Raw genomic sequence first — 18,239 nt, forward strand, 5'->3', positions numbered from 1 at the left:
GTCCTCTGGACAATCGGACGTGTACTGCTGCTGAGCAGCAATCGTCAGGCGAGGCAAGGCGGCATACCGGGCACGCAACCGCACTCCGTGCCCCGTCGTACCGTGGCCCGGCCGGTGAGGGGCCTCTTGGCCCCGCCATCTGCCGTCCGGGCGACCTTGCCTGAGTCGCCGGTCAGTCAGGTCATGTGGCCTGCTGCCCGGCGGGCACGGATTGTTAGGCAATGTATCGGCCACGTCTACATTCGATCTACAGCGGTCCCGCAGGCCTTCACGGAACGACGATCTTGATTACGCTGCCCTGTTGACGCGGTTCGAGGGCGAGTCAAGGAGGTCGTGTGGGCGAGGGGATCTTCATTCGCCTGCTGGGGGCGGTGACCGCGGAGCTCCACCGCGGAACGGCCGTAGAGCATGTCGATCTCGGGCCCGCCAGGCAGCAGACCACCCTCGCGATCCTGGCCGCCGCCGTGGCCCGGCCCATTCCCATGAGCCACATGATCGCCGGCATCTGGGGCGAGGACGCCCCGCGCAATGCCGAGCAGAGCGTCTACACCTACATCGCCGGCCTGCGCCGGGCCTTCGAGCCCGGTCGCGGGCGGCGCGAGCCGTCGCGGGTGCTGGCGGGGACCCCGGCCGGCTACGTCTTACGGGTGGAGTCCGCCCAGGTGGACGCGCTGCTGTTCGCCGAGAGGGTCGAGGAGGCCAGGCGGGTCCGGCGCGCCGGTGACGACCCCCAGGCCGTGCGCCTGCTCGACGAGGCCCTGGCGATGTGGCGCGGCACCGCGCTGAGCGGGCTGTCCGGCCCGTTCGTGGAGACGGAGCGCGACCGCCTGGAGCAGCTCCGGCTCGCCGCCCTCGAGCTGCGCGCGGAGAGCCTGCTGCGCCTGGGCCGCCACCGGGACATCGTCGAGGAGCTGCGCCATCTCACCAGCCGCAACCCGCTGCGCGAGCGGGTCCGCGAGCTGCTCATGACGGCCCTGTTCCGCTCGGGCAGCCCGGCCGAGGCCCTGACGGTCTACGAGGAAGGCCGGGTCCTGCTCGCCGAGGAGCTCGGCCTGTCGCCCGGCGAGGGATTGCGCCGGTGCCACGAGATGGTGCTGCGGGCCGATGCGGCACCCGCCCCGAGCGCGCCGGCACCTCAAGAGACGCCTCACCAGTTACCCAGGCCGCTGGCGGAGTTCGTGGGCAGGTCCGCGGAGATCGCGCGGCTGAAGGAGCGGCTCGCGACCTCGCCGAGCCCTTTGCTGATCATCACCGGGCCGCCGGGCGTCGGCAAGTCGGCGCTCGCCGCCCACGTCGCCCACCTGGCCATGGACCAATTCCCCGATGGCCAGCTCTACGTCAACTGCCGGGGCGCCACGCCCGAGCTGCCCGCGCTCACCCCGCTCGACCTGCTCGGGCGGTTCCTGCGCGCGCTCGGCGTGCCGCCCACCTTCGTGCCCGCCGACCTGGACGAGGCGGCGGCCGCGTGGCGCAGCCGCCTGCACGACCGGCGGGTGCTGGTCGTGCTGGACGACGCCGCCGACCTCGCGCAGATCCGGCCGCTGCTGTCGGCCTCGCTCGGCAACACGCTGCTCGTGACCAGCCGGGAGACCATGAGCTGGGGCGAGGACGCCGTCCAGCTGGAGCTCGCCAGGATGTCGCCGGCGGAGTCGGCCACGATGCTGGCCAACCTGGCCGGCGCGAGCCGGATCTCGGCCGACGCGGGCGAGACGGCCAGGCTCGTCCGCCTGTGTGACGGTCTCCCGCTGGCCTTGCGCATCGCCGGGGCGCGCCTGGCCGGTCGCCCCGACTGGAGCGTCTCCGCGCTGGCCTCCCGGCTGAGCGACGAGCGGACCCGGCTGCACGAGCTCGCGACCGGCGACCTGGCGGTCCGCTCCAGCCTGGCCGCCAGCCACACCGCGCTCGAACGCGGCTCGCGCCCCGTGAACCGGCTGGCCGCGCGCATGCTGTCGCTGCTGGGGCTCCTGCACGTGCCCGAGATGACCGCGGAGGTCGCGGGGGCGCTGGCCGACGTCACGTCCGGCGAGGCGGAAGCGGCCCTGGAGCGGCTGGTGGACGCCCACCTGCTCGATCGCGCCGCCCCCGGCCGCTACCAGCTGCACGACCTCGTCCGCCTCTTCGCCGGCGAACTGCGTCCCGCCGACCGGCGCGGGCCGCTGATCCGCGCGCTGTCGTACTACGCCGCCTCCACGCGCCTGGCCAGCCACGTCAGCGACCCGCACCGGACGCAGCCGGCGACCCCGCTCGACGCGGTCCCGCGCGAGGTCCGCACCGCGCAGGAGGCGAAGGCGTGGCTGCGGGAGGAGGAGGCCGTCCTGTCGGCCGCGGCCGTGCAGGCCATGAACTCCCCCGACGACGCGATCGCCCGGCTCGGCGTCAACCTCACGTTCGGCCTCATCTGGCCCCAGGAGCGGGCCTACCACATGGCGGGGATGAAGGAGCTGAACACGCTGGCGTTGCGGGTGAGCGAGCGCCTCGGTGACGAGGCCGGCGCCCTGGTCGCGCACGGCCACATCGCCAACGCCCTGCGCATGACGGGACACACGGACGAGGCCGTCGCCCACCAGCTGTCCTCGCTGGACCTCGCCCGGCGGATCGGCGACGCCTTCGGCGAGATGCGCGCGCTGGGCAACGTGGCCAACGCCTACAACTCGGGCGAACGCTACGAGGAGATGCTGCCCTGGGCGGAGCGCCAGCTCGCCCTGGCCAAGAGCATCGGCGCGAAGGTGGGGATCCGGTACGCGCTGCTGATGATCGGGCACTCCCACCTGGGCATGGGACGCCCGGAAATGGCGCGTGAGGCGCTGCACGAGGCGCTGGCCGAGTCCGAGGAGGCGGGCGACGCCACCCATGAGGCGAACAGCCGGCTCGCGCTCGGCGAGACCTACCTCGGCCTGGACGACCCGGAGCAGGCCCTGCCGCACCTTCTCCGGACTCGCGAGCTCTTCGAGGCGAGCGGTTACCGGATCGGGAAGGTGCGTTGCCTGATCGGGCTGTCGCGGGCGTACCGGATGCTCAAGGATCCCGGCCGGGCCCTGTCCTACGTCGACGAGGCCCTGGCCGGCGGTGGCGGGCTCGGCCACGCCCGCTGGGAGCGGCGGCTGAGGGAGGAGAAGGCGGCCGTGGACGAGGCACGGGGGGCTAGCGGGGCGGGCCCGTGTCCCTGAGCGCCAGGAAGAAGTCGACCCGGTCGGCCATCGTCGCCAGATTCCTCCCGGTCAGCTCCTCGATCCTGCGGATCCGGTAACGGACCGTGTTCACGTGCACGTGGAGCCGCTCCGCGCAGGTGTTCCACGAGCCGGCGCAGTCGAGGAAGATCCCGAGCGTGCGCACCAGGTCGGACTGGTGCCGCCGGTCGTAGTCGAGCAGCGGCGACAGCAGCCGCGCCGTGAACGAGCGGCGCACGTCTCCCGGCACCGTGGCCAGCAGCAGCGCGTGCGTGTAGATCTCGTCGCTGGTGACCACTCCCCCGGCGCGGGCCTCGGCCAGGCGCCTGGCGTGCCCGGCCTCCTCCACGCCGCCCTTGAGGGCGCCGGCACCGGTCAGCGCGCCGCTGACGCCGACGCACAGGCGGGTGTCGGGCAGGGCGGCGAGCACCTGCGCCCCGGCGCGCAGCCGGTCGGCCAGCTCGGCCGTGGTGCGATCGCGCAGCGGCACCACGGCGATCGCGCCGTCCGCGCCCGCCGCCGCCACGACCTCGCGGCCGAGCAGTTCCTCCACGACCTGCCCGCCGAGCGTGGCGGGGTCGGGCCCGCGGGTGGCGCCCTGCCTGGGTGCGGTGGCGTTGACCACGGCGTACGGCTCCGCCGCGTCGATCCCGCAGGTCCGCAGCCTGGCGTTGAGCTCGGCCGCGTCGGACTCGGCCAGCGCGGCCACGATGAGCTGCTCGGTCAGGCGGCGCTCGACCCGGCGGCCCTCCTCCATGCGGTTGCGTTCGAGGCCGACGCAGGACGCCAGCTCGTAGCCCAGGTCGGCGCGGCCCATCAGGTCGCCGTCGCAGGCCAGCGCCCAGCCCGCGGCCCGGTGGCCGCGCCCGACCGCGAAGATCGTGTGGTCGCCGACGCGCGCGGGCAGCCGCGGCGCAGTCAGGTACGCCCTCGCCAGCCGTACGGGATCCCTGGCCGCGCCCACGATCACCTCGCCCGACGCGGACAGCACGGCGCCGGTGACGCCCAGCTCGGCGGCGGTCAGCGCGAACAGCTCGCGCAGGTCGGCACCCTCGGCGATGGCCGCGACCAGCCTGCGGTGGCGGCCGAGCGCGTCGCGCACGTCGCCGGCCAGCCGCGGCACGACCAGCTCCGCCAGCGTCCGGAACGACACCTCCGTCGGCACCTCGACCAGCGGCAGACCGGCGGCCTCGCACGCGGCCACCAGGTCGGCCGGGACGTGGCCCAGCCACGCCTGCCCGGCGCCCAGCGCGGCGACCCCCGCCTCCACCAGCGCCGCCACGAACCTGGCCGAGTCTCCCGGCTCGTGCCACCACATCAGCCCCGACAGCACCAGCTCGCCGCCGCTCAGGTAGCGCCCCGGCTCGGGCAGGTCGGTGATGTGCACGGTGCCGAACTCGCGCGAGGGGTCGCCGGCGAGCAGGGTCAGGCGCAGTTCGTCGATGGCCAGCAGGTCAGAGATGCGCACTTGGAGGAATATACAAGGCGCCGAGGCCAACCGCTGACCTGGATTTCACGCGACGCGCATAGGATCCGGCGCGGCGGCGGTGCTCTACTCGGAAGATGACGGAGACCGCGTACACGACCCTGCACGGCGCGGGGGTCGGTGAGAGCGCGCGGCGGCCCGACGCGACGCTGAAGGTGACCGGCGAGTTCGCCTACGCCTCCGACCTGTGGCTGGACGGCATGGTGTGGGGCGCGACCTTGCGCAGCCCGCACCCGTCGGCCTGGATCCGGTCGATCGACGTGGGGCCCGCGCTGAAGATCCCGGGCGTGCTGACCGTGCTGACGCACGAGGACGTGCCGGGCGAGAAGTTCTACGGGCTCGACCACAAGGACCAGCCGGTGCTGGCCATCGACCAGGTCCGCTTCCAGGGCGAGCCGGTGGCGGTGGTCGCCGCCGACCACCCCGAGACCGCGCGCAGGGCGGCGGCGGCCATCGTGGTCGAGTACGAGGTGCGCGAGGCCGTGACCGACCCCCGCCAGGCCCGGCGTTTCGTGCGGCACCAGCCGGTGCGGCGGGGCGACACGTTCGAGGCCGAGGTCGTGGTCACCGGCGAGTACGAGGTCGGCATGCAGGACCAGGCCTTCCTCGGCCCCGAGTCCGGCCTGGCGGTCCCGGCCGAGGACGGCGGTGTCGACCTCTACATCGCCACCCAGTGGCTGCACGTGGACCGCGACCAGCTCGCCCCCTGCCTCGGCCTGCCCCCGGACAAGGTGCGCCTGACGCTGTCCGGCGTCGGCGGCGCGTTCGGCGCCCGCGAGGACCTGTCGATGCAGGTGCACGCGTGCATGCTGGCGCTGCGGCTGAACCGGCCCGTGAAGATCGTGTATGGCCGGGAGGAGTCGTTCTTCGGCCACGTGCACCGCCACCCGGCCCGGATGCGCTACGAGCACGGCGCGACCCGCGACGGCAAGCTGGTCTACGTCAAGGCCGACATCCTGCTGGACGGCGGCGCGTACTGCTCCTCCTCCCCCGCCGTGGTCGGCAACGCCGCGTCGCTGGGCGTGGGGCCGTACGAGGTGGAGAACGTGCAGATAGACGCCACCGGCGTCTACACCAACAACCCGCCGTGCGGCGCGATGCGCGGCTTCGGCGCGGTCCAGGCGTGCTACGCGTACGAGTCGCAGATGGACCGGCTGGCCGAGGCGTGCGGCCTGTCGCCCGTGGAGATCCGCGTGCGCAACGCCGTCTCCCAGGGCTCCCACCTCATCACCGGCCAGGTGATCGACTCCCCGGCCCCGCTCGCGGAGATGCTGCGGGACCTGGAGGCGATGCCGCTACCGTCGGAACCCCTTGATGACCTGCGGTCGATGCCCGGAGGCGTGTCCCAGACCACGCACGGCGAGTCGGTGCGCCGCGGCATCGGCTACGGCGTCGGCATCAAGAACATCTGCTTCTCCGAGGGCTTCGACGACTACTCCACGGCCAGGGTCCGCGCCGAGCTGGTGGGCGGTGAGCCGCACGTCACCGTGCACACGGCCGCCGCCGAGGTGGGCCAGGGCCTGGTGACGATCCAGGCCCAGATCGCCCGCACCGAGCTGGGCATCGCGAACGTGACCGTGGCCACCGCCGACACCTCCGTCGGCTCGGCCGGCTCGTCGTCGGCCTCGCGCCAGTCGTACGTCACGGGCGGGGCGGTGCGGGCCGCCTGCGAGGCGGTGCGCAAGCGCTTCAACGGGCTGCCGCCGGAGGAAGCGCTGGAGAAGTTCGGGCCGATCGAGGAGACGCGCGAGTACCGGCACCGCCCCACGTACCCGATGGACCCGATCACCGGGCAGGGCGACTCGCACACCCAGCTCGCCCTGTGCGTGCATCGGGCCGTCGTGGACGTGGACGTGGAGCTGGGCCTGGTCAAGGTGGTCGAGCTGGCCGCCGTCCAGGACGTGGGCCGCATCCTGAACCCGCAGGCCCTCGAGGGCCAGATCCAGGGCGGGTCCGCGCAGGGGCTCGGGCTGGCGCTCATGGAGGAGATCCAGGTCCGCGACGGCCGGGTGCTGAACCCGTCGTTCACGGACTACCTCATCCCCACGATCCTCGACATGCCGCCGATGCAGATGAAGATCCTGGAAAATGCCGATCCGGCGGCGCCGTACGGGTTGCGCGGCGCGGGCGAGCCCCCGACGCTCTCCTCCACCCCCGCCGTCGCCGCCGCCGTGCGGGCCGCGACCGGGCTGCGGTTGACTCGGGTTCCGATTAGGCCAGAAGATATCGCGTTGTTTGATGACGGATCGACAATGGGGGTATCCGATGGCAAGCGCTCGTGAAGCGGCCGAGGCGGAGTTCCGGCGCTTCGACACCGACGGCGACGGCCTGCTGACGGCCGACGAGATTCGCCGGGCCAACGAGGCGCTGGGCGGGCAGGGGGCGTCCGAGAGCGAGATCGAGGCGTTCATCAAGTCGGCCGACAACGACGGCGACGGGACGATCGGGCTGGAGGAGTTCATGGGGCTCGTGGGTCACGGGCGCCACGAGAAGGCGTGATCTCCTCACCCGCCGGGTAGCTATGCGCCATCCCCCTTGATCATGCGAAGGGGGATGGCGGGTGCTCGACCGTTTCTTCGAGCTCACCGGGCGGGGGACGACCGTCGGCCGCGAGGTGCGTGGCGGGGTCACCACGTTCGTGGCCATGGCCTACATCATCCTGCTCAACCCGATCATCCTGGCCGGCGCCACGGACGTCACGGGCGCCCGGCTCTCCATCGCCCAGCTCACCACCTCCACCGCGCTCGCCGCGGCCGTCTCCACGCTGCTGATGGCCTTCGTCGGCAACGCGCCCTTCGGCCTGGCCGCCGGGCTCGGCCTCAACGCGGTGGTCGCCTACCAGGCCGCGCCGCACATGACGTGGGCCCAGGCCATGGGCCTGGTGGTGCTGGAGGGCTTCGTCATCATCGTGCTGGCCGTGACGGGCCTGCGCACGCTGATCATGAACGCCATCCCGCTCGCGCTCAAACACGCCATCAGCGTGGGCATCGGGCTGTTCATCGCCCTGATCGGGCTGGTGGACTCCGGGTTCGTGACGCGGGGAACCGGCACGCCCGTGCAGCTCGGCGCCACGGGCCACCTCGTCGGCTGGCCGGTCGTCGTGTTCTGCTTCGGCCTGCTCCTGATGATCGTCCTGTTCGTACGCAGGACCCCGGCCGCGATCCTGATCAGCATCGTCGTGACGGCGGCCCTGGCCATCCTGGTCAACTCGGTCGCCAAGATCCCGCCCCGGTCATGGGGCGTGGTCACGCCGCGCGTGCCGGAGCGCCTGGTCGCGGCGCCGGACTTCGGGCTGGTGGGCGCGTTCGACCTGTTCGGCGGGTTCGGCAGGGCGGGGGCGCTGACGGCGGCCGTGGTGCTGTTCACGCTGGTGCTGTCGGGCTTCTTCGACGCGATGGGCACGATCATCGGCGTGAGCGACGAGGCCGGGATGGTGGACGAGCGGGGCCAGGTGCCCCGGCTGGGCCGCATCCTGACCGTGGACGGCGTGGCGGGCATGATCGGCGGCTCGGTGAGCTCCTCGGCGAACACCGTCTTCGTCGAGTCCGCCGCGGGCGTCGGCGAGGGCGCGCGCACCGGTCTGGCCAGCGTGGCGACCGGGGCGCTGCTGGGGCTGACGCTGCTGTTCACGCCGCTGGCCTCGGTGGTGCCCGCCGCCGCTGCCGCGCCCGCACTGGTGCTGGTCGGGGCGCTGATGATGACGCAGAGCAGGAACGTGCCCTGGGACGAGCTGGACGTGGCCATCCCGGCGTTCCTGACGATCGCGTTCATGCCGTTCACCTACTCGATCACGAACGGGGTCGGCGCCGGCGTGATCGCCTACACCCTCGTCAAGGCCGCCAGAGGGCGCTTCTCCGAGATCCCGTGGCTGCTCTGGATCGTCTCGCTGATCTTCGTGGCCTACTTCGCGATCGACGGGCTGGAGGAGCTGTTCGGTTAGCGCATGTCGCCGCTGTTGCAGGCCACGCCGTTGCCGTCGACGTCCACGTACCAGGAGTATTCCTCGTGGGTGCCCTTGGAGTAGGGGCCGTCCCCGGCGGCCACGGCCTCCTTGCAGCTGGCGTAGCGCTTGTCGGGGGTGCGCCGCGGGCCCGACGCGGGGCCCGTGGCGGGGCCCGTGGCGGCGGGGTTGGTGCCCGGGGTGGTGGCGGTGCCGGGGGTGGTGTTCTGCTGGCCCGGAGGGTTGTTCTGCTGGCCGGGAGGGGTCTGGTTGGTCTGCGGCGGGGTGCCGCCGGGCTGCTGCGGCTGCGAGGCCGGGTCCGTGGGCTGCGTGGACGCGCCCGGCGTGGTGCCCAGCAGGCGGGTCACCAGCGCGTCGGCCTCCTGCTTCTCGAAGCCCGAGATGCTCATGCTGTCGCCGTCCATGTACTGGGTGACGACGGGCGCCGCCAGCACGACCTTGGGCGCGTCAGGCTGCGCGGGGGCCAGCACGATGGCCACCTGCCGCTGGTCGGGCACCAGCTCGTCGATGAGCTGCACCAGGCGCTCCCTGAACCGCGGGGCGATCGCGATGCGCACGGAGTATTGGCCGTCCTTCTCGCGCACCGGCTCGATCCGCTGCACGGCGTCGACGGTGACGCCGTCCTCCAGGAAGTAGCAGTTCTTCTGCTCCTGGTCGAGCACGGCCTCCGCGCCGGGGCACGGCGCGGCCTTGGCCTCGCGTACGGGGGCGAAGTGGATGGGCACGGCCAGCTGCTGCGCCGGCGCGGCACCCAGGAGCGGCGTGTCGGGATTTTTGGTCATCAGGACGGCGATCGAGCCGACCACTCCCGCGACCAGCACGACGAGCACGAGCGAGACGATCAGCAAGATGGTGGTGGCCTTGCTGGCCTTCGGCTCCCCGGGGTCCGCGGGCGGCGGCTCTTCCGGCTTGTCCATCTATGGCGATCCCATCCTGACGTTCGGACTGCCGGTGAGCCTATCGAGGTACGGCGGCACCGGGGTAATCAGCCCGATAATCCTCACCTATTCGGGGGAGAGAGGAAGAATGGAAGCGTAAGCGCACAAGAGCGAGAAGAGTTCGGCCATGAAAGTCGGTGTTCCGCAAGAGCTCAAGAACAGCGAATATCGGGTGGCCCTTACCCCGGCCGGAGTGCACGAGTTCGTGCGCCACGGGCATCGGGTCTTCGTGGAACAGGGGGCGGGCGTCGGCTCCGCGATCCCCGACGACGACTTCGCCGCGGCGGGGGCCGTCATGGTCCCGGACGCCGACGAGGTCTGGGCGACCGCCGACATGGTCATGAAGGTGAAGGAGCCGGTGCCGGAGGAGTACCACCGGCTGCACAAGGGGCAGGTGCTGTTCACGTACCTGCACCTGGCCGCGTCCAGGCCCTGCACGCAGGCCCTGCTCGACTCCGGCAGCACCGCCGTCGCCTACGAGACCGTCCAGACGGCCGACCGGGCGCTGCCGCTGCTCGCGCCCATGTCCGAGGTGGCGGGCAGGCTGGCGCCACAGGTGGGCGCGTACCACCTGATGCGCTCGGGAGGCGGCAGGGGCGTGCTGATGGGAGGCGTCTCCGGCGTGCGCGCGGCGGAGGTCGTGGTCATCGGAGCCGGTGTGTCCGGCATGAACGCCGCCGCCATCGCCCTCGGCATGCAGGCCGAGGTGCTGCTGCTCGACAACAACATCGACAAGCTGCGCCAGGCCGACCTGATCTACCAGGGCCACTGCCAGACCGTCGCCTCCAACACCTTGGAGATCGAGCAGGCGGTGACGGAGGCCGACCTGGTCATCGGCGCGGTGCTGGTGCCCGGCGCCAAGGCGCCGACGCTGGTGAGCAACGACCTGGTGAGCCGGATGAAGCCGGGCTCGGTGCTGGTGGACATCGCGATCGACCAGGGCGGCTGCTTCGAGGACTCCCGGCCGACCACGCACGAGCGGCCCACGTACCGGGTGCACGACTCGATCTTCTACTGCGTGGCCAACATGCCCGGCGCGGTGCCGCACACCTCGACGTTCGCGCTGACGAACGTGACGCTGCCGTACGCGCTGGCCATCGCCGACCTGGGCTGGAAGCGGGCCATGCGCGAGGACCCGGCGCTCGCGCTGGGCCTGAGCACCTACGACGGCCACCTGACCAGCCGCCCGGTGGCCGAGGCGCACGGTCTGGAGTGGACGCCCGTCGAACACGCTCTTTCGTGAGCCTTCTGTCCATCACATCCGGTGCGAGTTACTCTAAGTAGCGTTAGACTACTTAGAGTAACTGATCGGAGTCATGATGGCGCAGAAGAGCAGCTTCCGCGAGAGCGCGGAGCGCAACTTCAAGGACTTGGACGCCGACGGCGACGGCTTCCTGACCCGATACGACTACCTGTCGCTGGCCCAGCGGCGGCTGGAGCAGACCGGCGTGCGCGCGGACTCGCCCGAGGCCGAGGCGGTCGTCAACGCGTTCCTCAACGCCTGGGACACCCACGCCCGGGCCCTCGACACCGACCGCGACGGGCGGATCAGCAAGGAGGAGTACGTCACGTCCTTCGAGTCGCTGGTACGCACGGGCGCGCTCGAAGCCGTGCTCGCGCCGATCACCCGGGCCACCTTCGCCGTCGCGGACCGCGACGGCGACGGCTGGATCACCATGGAGGATTTCCGGACCGTCTGGAACCGTGCGGACACCGACCTCGCCGCGGCCTTCTCCCGGGTGGACGCCGACGGTGACGGCCGCATCTCCTTCGAGGAGTACTCCCGCGCCCGTCAGGGCCTCCTCATCGACGGGGTGTGAGAGCCCCGTCACGGGCGTCGGCCGGAGTTCCCACACCCACGAGGGGGCGGCCACGCCGCCGAAGGGGCCACCCACCCGCCCCTCCGGCGTACCGCCGTTCCCGGCTCCGGCCGATGCCCACCGGCCCCGCGCGGGCTACTTCTGCGACTGGCTGGGCGTCGGCGAGATGGTCTCCATCGGCGGCTGCTGCTGGTTGCCCTTCGGCTCCGGCGGCAGCGGCGCCTGGTCGGCCGTCGTCGTGATGGCGTCCTCGCCGCCGCACGTGGCGCCGGGCTCCGGCGTGTCCTTACCGTTCTGGAACTTCTTGATGAACGCCCCCAGCTTCGGGTCGGCGGAGTCGTTCAGCTTGAGCTGGTGCCCCCACGACGACGCGACCACCGGCGCGGGCAGGTTGGGGTACGGGCTGACCAGCATGTAGTCCTGCTGGCCCGTGGACGACGCCACTTCCTTCAGCTTGTCGACCTGCGCCTTGGGCAGGTCGGGCCGGTAGGTGATCCAGACGGCCCCGTGCTCCATGGAGTGCACGGCGTGCTCATTGTGGATGGGCTTGTCGTAGACCGAGCACGCCTGCCAGTAGTTGTTGTGCTGGCCGCCCACCGGAGGGTTCTCCTTGTAGGTGACCGCGTTCCACACGTGCTGCCCGGCCTCGTACTTGTAATTGGCCACGGCGTCCAACGAGGTCTCCCTGGCCTGCTTGACCAGGTAGAAGCCGACCACGCCGACGAGCACCACGATGATCAGACCGCCCGTCCCCCACATGAGCAGCGCGGCGCGGCGTTGTTTGCGCTTCTGCTCGGCCCGCATCTTCGCAAGATGCTCGCGCCTCGCCTGCGCCTTCTCCTTCGTCATCGTTCCTCCATCGGCGTACCAACTCCGGTCACCCTATTGCCTCCCGGCGTATGCGGAGAATAAGGCGCTTATAAGCGTCCGATCACGACGTCATCGGTGGGTACGCTGGACGGGCCATGGAAAAGCCCGTGAGTAAACCCATCCTGATCGCCTGCGGCGTGCTCGTGCTCGCCGTGGCCGCATTCTTCCTGTTCGGCCGTGACGGCACGCCCGGCGACACCTCGGCCGAGGCCGGGTTCGCCCGCGACATGGCCACGCATCACGCCCAGGCCGTGGACATGTCGTTCATCGTCAGGGACAAGGGCCCGGCCAAGGAGATCAGAAACCTGGCCTTCGACATCATCAACACCCAGGCCAACCAGCGCGGCATGTTCCTGGGCTGGCTGCAGCAGTGGGGTCTCGACCAGGCCACCGACCAGAAGCCGATGGCCTGGATGGCCGGCCACGGCCACGGCGGCACCGCGACGCCCGCCAACGGGGCCGCGCCCGGCTCCATGCCCGGCATGGCCACGCCGCAGGAGCTGACCCAGCTCAAGGAGGCGCAGGGCACGCAGGCCGAGGTGCTGTTCCTGCAGCTGATGATCCGCCACCACGAGGGGGGTGTGCAGATGGCCGAGGGGCTGCTCAAGCTGTCCACGCGCGCCGAGGTCGTCAGCATGGCGCAGAAGATCGTCCAGGGGCAGAGCGGCGAGATCAAGCTCATGACGGAGCTGCTCAAGCAGCGCGGCGCGCAGCCCTACCCGTCGATCCTCAAGCCCCAGTAAGGCCGGCCGTGGACGGGGACGCCGACGCGGTCGTGGTGGGCTCCGGGCCCAACGGGCTCGTCGCCGCCGTCACGCTGGCCCGCGCCGGGCGCAGGGTGCTGCTGCTGGAGGCCGCCGACCGGTTCGGCGGCGGGCTGCGCTCCGGCGAGCTGACGCTGCCGGGGCGGGTACACGACCTGTGCGCGACGGTGATGGCGATGGCGGTGGCGTCTCCCGCGTTCCGGGCGCTGGACCTTCCGGGTGTGGAGTTCGCGCATCCTCCGGTGCCCGTGGCCCATCCGCTCGACGACCGCCCGGCCGTACTCGTGCACCGCGACGCCCACCGCACCGCCCAGGGCCTGGGCCGCGACGCGGGCGCCTGGCTGGCGACCGTGGGCGCGGCCGCCCGCGCCGGGCTCCCGCTGGTGGACCTGCTCCTCAAGCCGCTCGGCCCGTGGCGGGCCACGGGGCCGCGTACGTTCGCGCAGGCGGCCGGGTTCGGGCTCGCGGCGGCCCTGCCCGCCACGACGTTCGCCCGGCGGGCGTTCCGGACCGTGGAGGGGCGGGCGCTCATCGCGGGCATGGCCGCCCACTCCGTACGGGACCTGCGCGCGCCCATCACCGCCGGATACGGGCTGATGCTGGCGTCCCTGGCCCACCTGGCGGGCTGGCCGCTGGTGCGGGGCGGGTCGCAGGTGCTGGCCGACGCGCTGGTGGCCGAGCTCAGGTCGCTGGGCGGGGAGGCGGTCACCGGCCACCGCGTGCGCCGGCTGTCGGAGCTGTCCGCGCCGACGGTGGTGCTGGACGTCTCGCCCCGGCAGTTCCTCGCGATGGCGGACCTCCCGGCGGGCTACCGGCGGCGGCTGGCCCGCTTCCGGTACGGTCCCGGCGTCTTCAAGATGGACTGGGCCCTGGACGGGCCGGTGCCGTGGCGGGATCCGGCGGTGGCGGACGCGGGCACGGTGCACCTGGGCGGGACGCTGGAGGAGATCGCGCTGAGCGAGGCGGAGACGACCGCCGGCCGGCACTCGCCCCGGCCGTACGTGCTGGCGGTCCAGCCGTACGCGGCGGATCCGACGAGAGGCGGGCACACGTTCTGGGCCTATTGCCACGTGCCCGCCGGCTCGACGGTGGACATGACGGACGCCATCGAGACCCAGATCGAGCGGTACGCGCCCGGCTTCCGCGACCGCGTCCTGGCCCGCCACACGATGGGCCCGGCCGCGATGGAGGCCGCCAACCCCAACCTGGTGGGGGGCGACATCACCGGCGGCCTGACCAGCCTGGTCCAGTTCCTCCGCCGCCCCGTCTGGTCGCCGGCGCCGTGGCGCACCCCGCTGCCGGGCGTCTTCCTGTGCTCGGCCTCCACCCCACCCGGCCCGTCGGTACACGGGATGGGCGGCTGGCAGGCGGCCCGCCTCGCCCTGCAGGCCACCCCCGCCAAACCATAACGACCACCGGCGACGCAGGGGTCAGGGGTGCATTTCGTCGGCCAGAGCGGCGGCGAAGGCGTCCACGTCGGACTCCGTCGTGTCGAAGGCGCACATCCACCGCACCTCCCCCGTCGCCTCGTTCCACGTGTAGAACCGGAACCGCTTGGCCAGCCGCTCCGTCACGTCCCGGGGCAGGATCGCGAAGACCGCGTTCGCCTCCACCGGCCGGGTGAGCGTCACCCCCGGGATGCCGCTGACCGCCCCGGCCAGGCGCCGGCCCATGGCGTTGGCCTGGCGGGCGTTGCGCAGCCACAGGTCGCCCGACAGCAGCGCCTCGAACTGCGCCGACACGAAGCGCATCTTCGACGACAGCTGCATGAACGTCTTGCGGATGTAGTCGACCCCGCTGGCGGCGGCCGGGTTGAGGACGACGACGGCCTCGCCGTACAGCAGCCCGATCTTGGTGCCGCCGAAGGAGAGCACGTCCACCCCCACGTCCGTCGTGAGGGCCCGCAGCGGGACGTCGAGGGCGGCGGCGGCGTTGGTGAGGCGGGAGCCGTCGAGGTGGACGAGCAGCCCCAGGTCATGGGCGTGCGAGCAGATCGCCGCGATCTCGTCGGCCGTGTAGAGGGTGCCGAGCTCGGTGGTGTTGGAGATGGACACCACGCGCGGCTGCGCCCGGTGCACGTCGCCGAACCCCCACGCCTGCCGGTCGATCAGCTCCGGCGTGAGCTTGCCGTCGGGCGTGGGCACGGTGAGCAGCTTGATGCCGCCCGCCACCTCGGGCGCGCCGCCCTCGTCGGTGTGGATGTGGGCGCTTTCCGCGCAGATGACCGCCTCCCAGTGGGCGGTCATCGAACGGAGGGAGACGACGTTCGCGGCGGTGCCGTTGAAGACCGGCCAGGCCTGCGCCTGCTCGCCGAAGTGCCGCTTGAAGACCTCCGCCATGGCCTCGGTGTAGACGTCCTCGCCGTAAGCGGTCTGGTGGCCGCCGTTGGCGGCGGCGATGGCCTGGAGGATCTCGGGGTGCACCCCGGCGTAGTTGTCGCTGGCGAACGCCTTGAGCCGGGGGTCGTGCCGGGAAGTCACGCAGTAAGGTCCAATCGGGTGCCGTTGACCTCGGCGGCGGGGCGGTCGTAGAGGCCGCCGATGGCCTCCGCGAGGTCGTGTACGTCGGTGAAGCCGGCGAACTTCGCGGCGGGCTTCTCGGCCCGCATGGCGTCGTTCACCAGGGCCTTGACCACCAGGATGGTGGCCGCGCTGCCGGTGCCGGAGAGAGAGTCGGCGAGGGAGAGCGTCCACGCCTCCGCCGCCGCCTTGGCCGCCGCGTAGGCGGCGCCCCCGGCGGAGGGCCGCTCGGCCGCCTTGGCCGAGACGATCACGAAGCGGCCGTTGTCGCTGTCCCGCAGCAGCGGCTCGAAGGCCAGCGACACGTTCTGGAGCGTGCGGATCAACAGGTCGTGCAGGAGATCCCAGTCGTCGAGGCTGGTCTCGGCGAACGAGCCGGCGCCGCGCCAGCCGCCGACCAGGTGCACCACGCCGTCCACGCGGCCGTGATCGCGCTCGATCCAGTCGGCCAGGCCCTGTACGGCGGTACGGTCCAGCAGGTCCACGTCCTCCTTGTCGACCCCGATCACCGTATGACCATTTTTCCGGAAATATTCGGAAACGGCCTCCCCCGTCGGCCCTCCAGCACCCGTAACCAGAATGATCATGCGCGAAGTCCCTTAGTCGATTCGACCACTTCGCCCAGCTTACGGCGCAGTGCCTCGTAGAACATGCTCAGGGGGAACTCGTCCGGCAGCACCGCGTCCACCTTGGCCTTCTGCTCCTCCGGCAGCGCCTGGACGCCCTTGGCCCAGACGGAGCCGGGATGCGGCGCCACGTACGCGCCCACCAGCTCGTACGCCGCCAGCCAGTGCGCCAGCTTGGACCGGTCGATGCTGTCGCGATACAGCTTCTCGACCTCGCCCCGCAGGTCGGCGACCCCGTCCGCGACCCGTTCCCAGTCGATCGTGAGCCGGTTGTCCGTCCAGCGCACGATGTCGTTGCGGTGCAGGTACGCGAAGAGCAGCTGCCCGCCGAGCCCGTCGTAGTTCCGCACCCGCTCGCCGGTGATCGGGAACCTGAACAGCCGGTCGAACAGGATCGCCACCTGCACGTACCGCGCGTGCGGCACGCCCTGGGCCTCCAGCTTGACGGCCTCGCCGAACGCGGTCAGGTCGCAGCGCAGCTCCTCCAGCGAGTACAGCCAGTACGGCATCCGCTGCTTGATCATGAACGGGTCGAACGGCAGGTCCCCGTGGCTGTGGGTGCGGTCGTGGACCAGGTCCCAGAGCACGAACGTGTCCTGCGCGAGCCGCTGCGAGGCCAGCAGCCTGGCCGCGTCCGGCGGCAGGTCGAGCTTGAGCGTCTCGGCGGCGGCCTGCGACACCCGCCTGAACCTGGCGGCCTCGCGGTCGGCGAAGATCCCGCCCCAGGTGAAGCGCGCCGGAGCCTGCCGCACCGCGACAGTCTCGGGGAAGAGCACGGCGGAGTGGGTGTCGTAGCCGGAGGTGAAGTCCTCGAACGCGATCGGCACGAACATCGGGTTGTCGTAGCCGCCCGCCTCCAGCCCGGCCAGCCAGTCCGGCCAGATCGTCCGGATCCAGACGGCCTCCAGGTTGCGGGCGGGGTTGCCGTTCTGGGTGTACATGGGGAAGACCACGACGTGCTCCAGCCCGTCCTCGCGCTGGGTGTCGGGGTGGAACAGGTCGAGCGAGTCGAGGAAGTCGGGCACGCCGAGGTCCTGCTCGGCCCACTTCGCCAGGTCACCCTGGACGGCCTGGAGGTACGCGGCGTCATGCGGGAAATATGGCGATATTTCGCCCAGGCGCGCGCCGATCTCGGCCACCAGCGCCTTCGCCCGCTCCTTCTCCTCCGGCACCGAGCCGTCCTTGACCTGCAGCGGACGCAGCTCCTCGACGGCCGCCTTGAGCCGGGCGAACCCGGCCGCCTTGGCCTCGTCGCGTGACGCTGCGGCGCCGCCGGCGTCCGGGACGCGGGCGGCCCAGGTGACCACGTTCCCCCAGAGGCGCCGGTGGTCGTAGTCCTCGATGGAGTCGTCGCCGAAGAGGTCGGAGTCGGCGAACGCTACCACGCGCCCCTTGCCGTACCGGACGGCGGCGGCCAGCGGCGCGCCCGCCGGGTCGGCGGTCGGCGAGGTCGCGAACAGCACCTCGCCCGCGCCCGCTCCCTCACTCGCCATCGTGAGGACGCCGGTGCGGTAGAAGCAGGCCGCGCGGACCCCGGCGAGCAGGCCGGAGGTGGTGGCGGGCTCGGCGAGCACCCAGGTGGCCACATCCCGGTGCGCGTGCTTCGGGTCGCGCACGGTGGTGTGCGCCACGCCCACCCCGAACCGCCCGAGCAGCTCACGCAGGTTGTTGCCGTACTTGTCCTGCTCCTCCTCGGCCAGCACCACCAGCCCGCCGCCGTCGGCGACGAAGGACTCGATCGCGTCCAGCTCGGCGGCGGTGAAGAGGGGGCTGCCCTGCCCGATGGTACGTTCCCACCGCTCTCCCGACGGGTGCGCGATCACCAAGACGTCCTGCTCGGCGAGCGTCTCGGGCGTGAGCGCGCCGGACGTGTGGGCGCCGACCGTGTGCCCCAGGTGCCGGAGCAGCCCGGCCGCGCGGGCGTAGCTGTTGTCGTCGGGATGGGCGGGGTTGATGGCCTCGGCCACCTCGCGCCGGACGGTCCACGACTCGCTGTGAGCCTCGTCGAACAGCACCCGAGGGAACGCTTGCATGAAATATCTCCTGTATCTACCGCCTTCTGACGGAAAATATACACATGATGCTCCA

Annotated in this window: 14 protein-coding genes; 8 read left to right on the forward strand and 6 right to left on the reverse strand. The window is 71.9% G+C overall.

Annotation, left to right across the window (positions count from 1 at the left end):
* Positions 1–335 precede the first annotated feature (335 nt).
* On the forward strand, positions 336–3,167 hold the full coding sequence (locus ACIHFD_RS40140) for a BTAD domain-containing putative transcriptional regulator (protein WP_397371400.1): 2,832 nt from the start codon (positions 336–338) through the stop codon (positions 3,165–3,167).
* Here ACIHFD_RS40140 and ACIHFD_RS40145 read toward each other — a convergent pair.
* A complete protein-coding gene (locus tag ACIHFD_RS40145) occupies positions 3,142–4,635 on the reverse strand; it encodes a PucR family transcriptional regulator (protein WP_397371401.1) in 1,494 nt (497 codons plus the stop codon). The genes ACIHFD_RS40140 and ACIHFD_RS40145 overlap by 26 nt on opposite strands.
* 95 nt (positions 4,636–4,730) lie before the next feature.
* Here ACIHFD_RS40145 and ACIHFD_RS40150 point away from each other — a divergent pair, with 95 nt between their 5' ends.
* The 3 genes from ACIHFD_RS40150 (at position 4,731) to ACIHFD_RS40160 (ending at position 8,593) form a co-directional block, all read left to right on the forward strand.
* Positions 4,731–6,935, forward strand: a complete 2,205-nt coding sequence (locus ACIHFD_RS40150; protein ID WP_397371402.1) for a molybdopterin cofactor-binding domain-containing protein — start codon at positions 4,731–4,733, stop codon at positions 6,933–6,935.
* Positions 6,919–7,152, forward strand: coding sequence for an EF-hand domain-containing protein (locus ACIHFD_RS40155; RefSeq protein ID WP_357729518.1), 234 nt, complete (start codon positions 6,919–6,921; stop codon positions 7,150–7,152). Before ACIHFD_RS40150 ends, ACIHFD_RS40155 begins: the two co-directional genes overlap by 17 nt.
* A gap of 61 nt (positions 7,153–7,213) precedes the next feature.
* Complete coding sequence (locus ACIHFD_RS40160) at positions 7,214–8,593, forward strand: NCS2 family permease (protein WP_397371403.1); 1,380 nt, start codon at positions 7,214–7,216, stop codon at positions 8,591–8,593.
* Here the strand turns inward: ACIHFD_RS40160 and ACIHFD_RS40165 are convergent.
* Positions 8,590–9,531, reverse strand: a complete 942-nt coding sequence (locus ACIHFD_RS40165; RefSeq protein WP_397371404.1) for an excalibur calcium-binding domain-containing protein — start codon at positions 9,529–9,531, stop codon at positions 8,590–8,592. The genes ACIHFD_RS40160 and ACIHFD_RS40165 overlap by 4 nt on opposite strands.
* Positions 9,532–9,679: 148 nt before the next feature.
* On the opposite strand from ACIHFD_RS40165, the gene ald reads away from it, so the two are divergent.
* Together ald and ACIHFD_RS40175 are read left to right on the forward strand one after the other, a co-directional pair.
* A complete protein-coding gene (gene ald, locus ACIHFD_RS40170; protein ID WP_397371405.1) occupies positions 9,680–10,795 on the forward strand; it encodes an alanine dehydrogenase in 1,116 nt (371 codons plus the stop codon).
* Between the two features lie 73 nt (positions 10,796–10,868).
* Positions 10,869–11,372: an EF-hand domain-containing protein gene (locus tag ACIHFD_RS40175; protein ID WP_350728689.1), complete on the forward strand. Its 504-nt coding sequence runs from the start codon at positions 10,869–10,871 to the stop codon at positions 11,370–11,372.
* 135 nt (positions 11,373–11,507) lie between these two features.
* Here ACIHFD_RS40175 and ACIHFD_RS40180 read toward each other — a convergent pair whose 3' ends face one another.
* Complete coding sequence (locus tag ACIHFD_RS40180; protein ID WP_397371406.1) at positions 11,508–12,221, reverse strand: DUF3105 domain-containing protein; 714 nt, start codon at positions 12,219–12,221, stop codon at positions 11,508–11,510.
* A gap of 128 nt (positions 12,222–12,349) precedes the next feature.
* Here ACIHFD_RS40180 and ACIHFD_RS40185 point away from each other — a divergent pair, with 128 nt between their 5' ends.
* Both ACIHFD_RS40185 and ACIHFD_RS40190 read left to right on the forward strand, forming a co-directional pair.
* Complete coding sequence (locus ACIHFD_RS40185) at positions 12,350–12,985, forward strand: DUF305 domain-containing protein (protein ID WP_397371407.1); 636 nt, start codon at positions 12,350–12,352, stop codon at positions 12,983–12,985.
* Positions 12,986–12,993: 8 nt separating this feature from the next.
* The gene (locus ACIHFD_RS40190; protein WP_397371408.1) at positions 12,994–14,415 is read left to right on the forward strand and encodes a phytoene desaturase family protein; all 1,422 of its coding nucleotides are present in this window, start codon (positions 12,994–12,996) and stop codon (positions 14,413–14,415) included.
* A 21-nt stretch (positions 14,416–14,436) separates the two neighbouring features.
* Here ACIHFD_RS40190 and ACIHFD_RS40195 read toward each other — a convergent pair whose 3' ends face one another.
* The 3 genes from ACIHFD_RS40195 to ACIHFD_RS40205 are packed head-to-tail and all read right to left on the reverse strand — an operon-like array spanning position 14,437 to position 18,184.
* Positions 14,437–15,486 carry a threonine aldolase family protein gene (locus ACIHFD_RS40195; protein ID WP_397371409.1) on the reverse strand — a complete coding sequence of 350 codons (1,050 nt, stop codon included), beginning with the start codon at positions 15,484–15,486 and terminating at the stop codon, positions 14,437–14,439.
* The gene (locus ACIHFD_RS40200; protein WP_397371410.1) at positions 15,483–16,112 is read right to left on the reverse strand and encodes an SDR family NAD(P)-dependent oxidoreductase; all 630 of its coding nucleotides are present in this window, start codon (positions 16,110–16,112) and stop codon (positions 15,483–15,485) included. Before ACIHFD_RS40200 ends, ACIHFD_RS40195 begins: the two co-directional genes overlap by 4 nt.
* The gene (locus ACIHFD_RS40205) at positions 16,109–18,184 is read right to left on the reverse strand and encodes a DUF6421 family protein (RefSeq protein WP_397371411.1); all 2,076 of its coding nucleotides are present in this window, start codon (positions 18,182–18,184) and stop codon (positions 16,109–16,111) included. The genes ACIHFD_RS40200 and ACIHFD_RS40205 overlap by 4 nt, the downstream gene beginning before the upstream one ends.
* Positions 18,185–18,239: the final 55 nt, after the last annotated feature.

The sequence above is a fragment of the Nonomuraea sp. NPDC051941 genome (assembly GCF_044593615.1).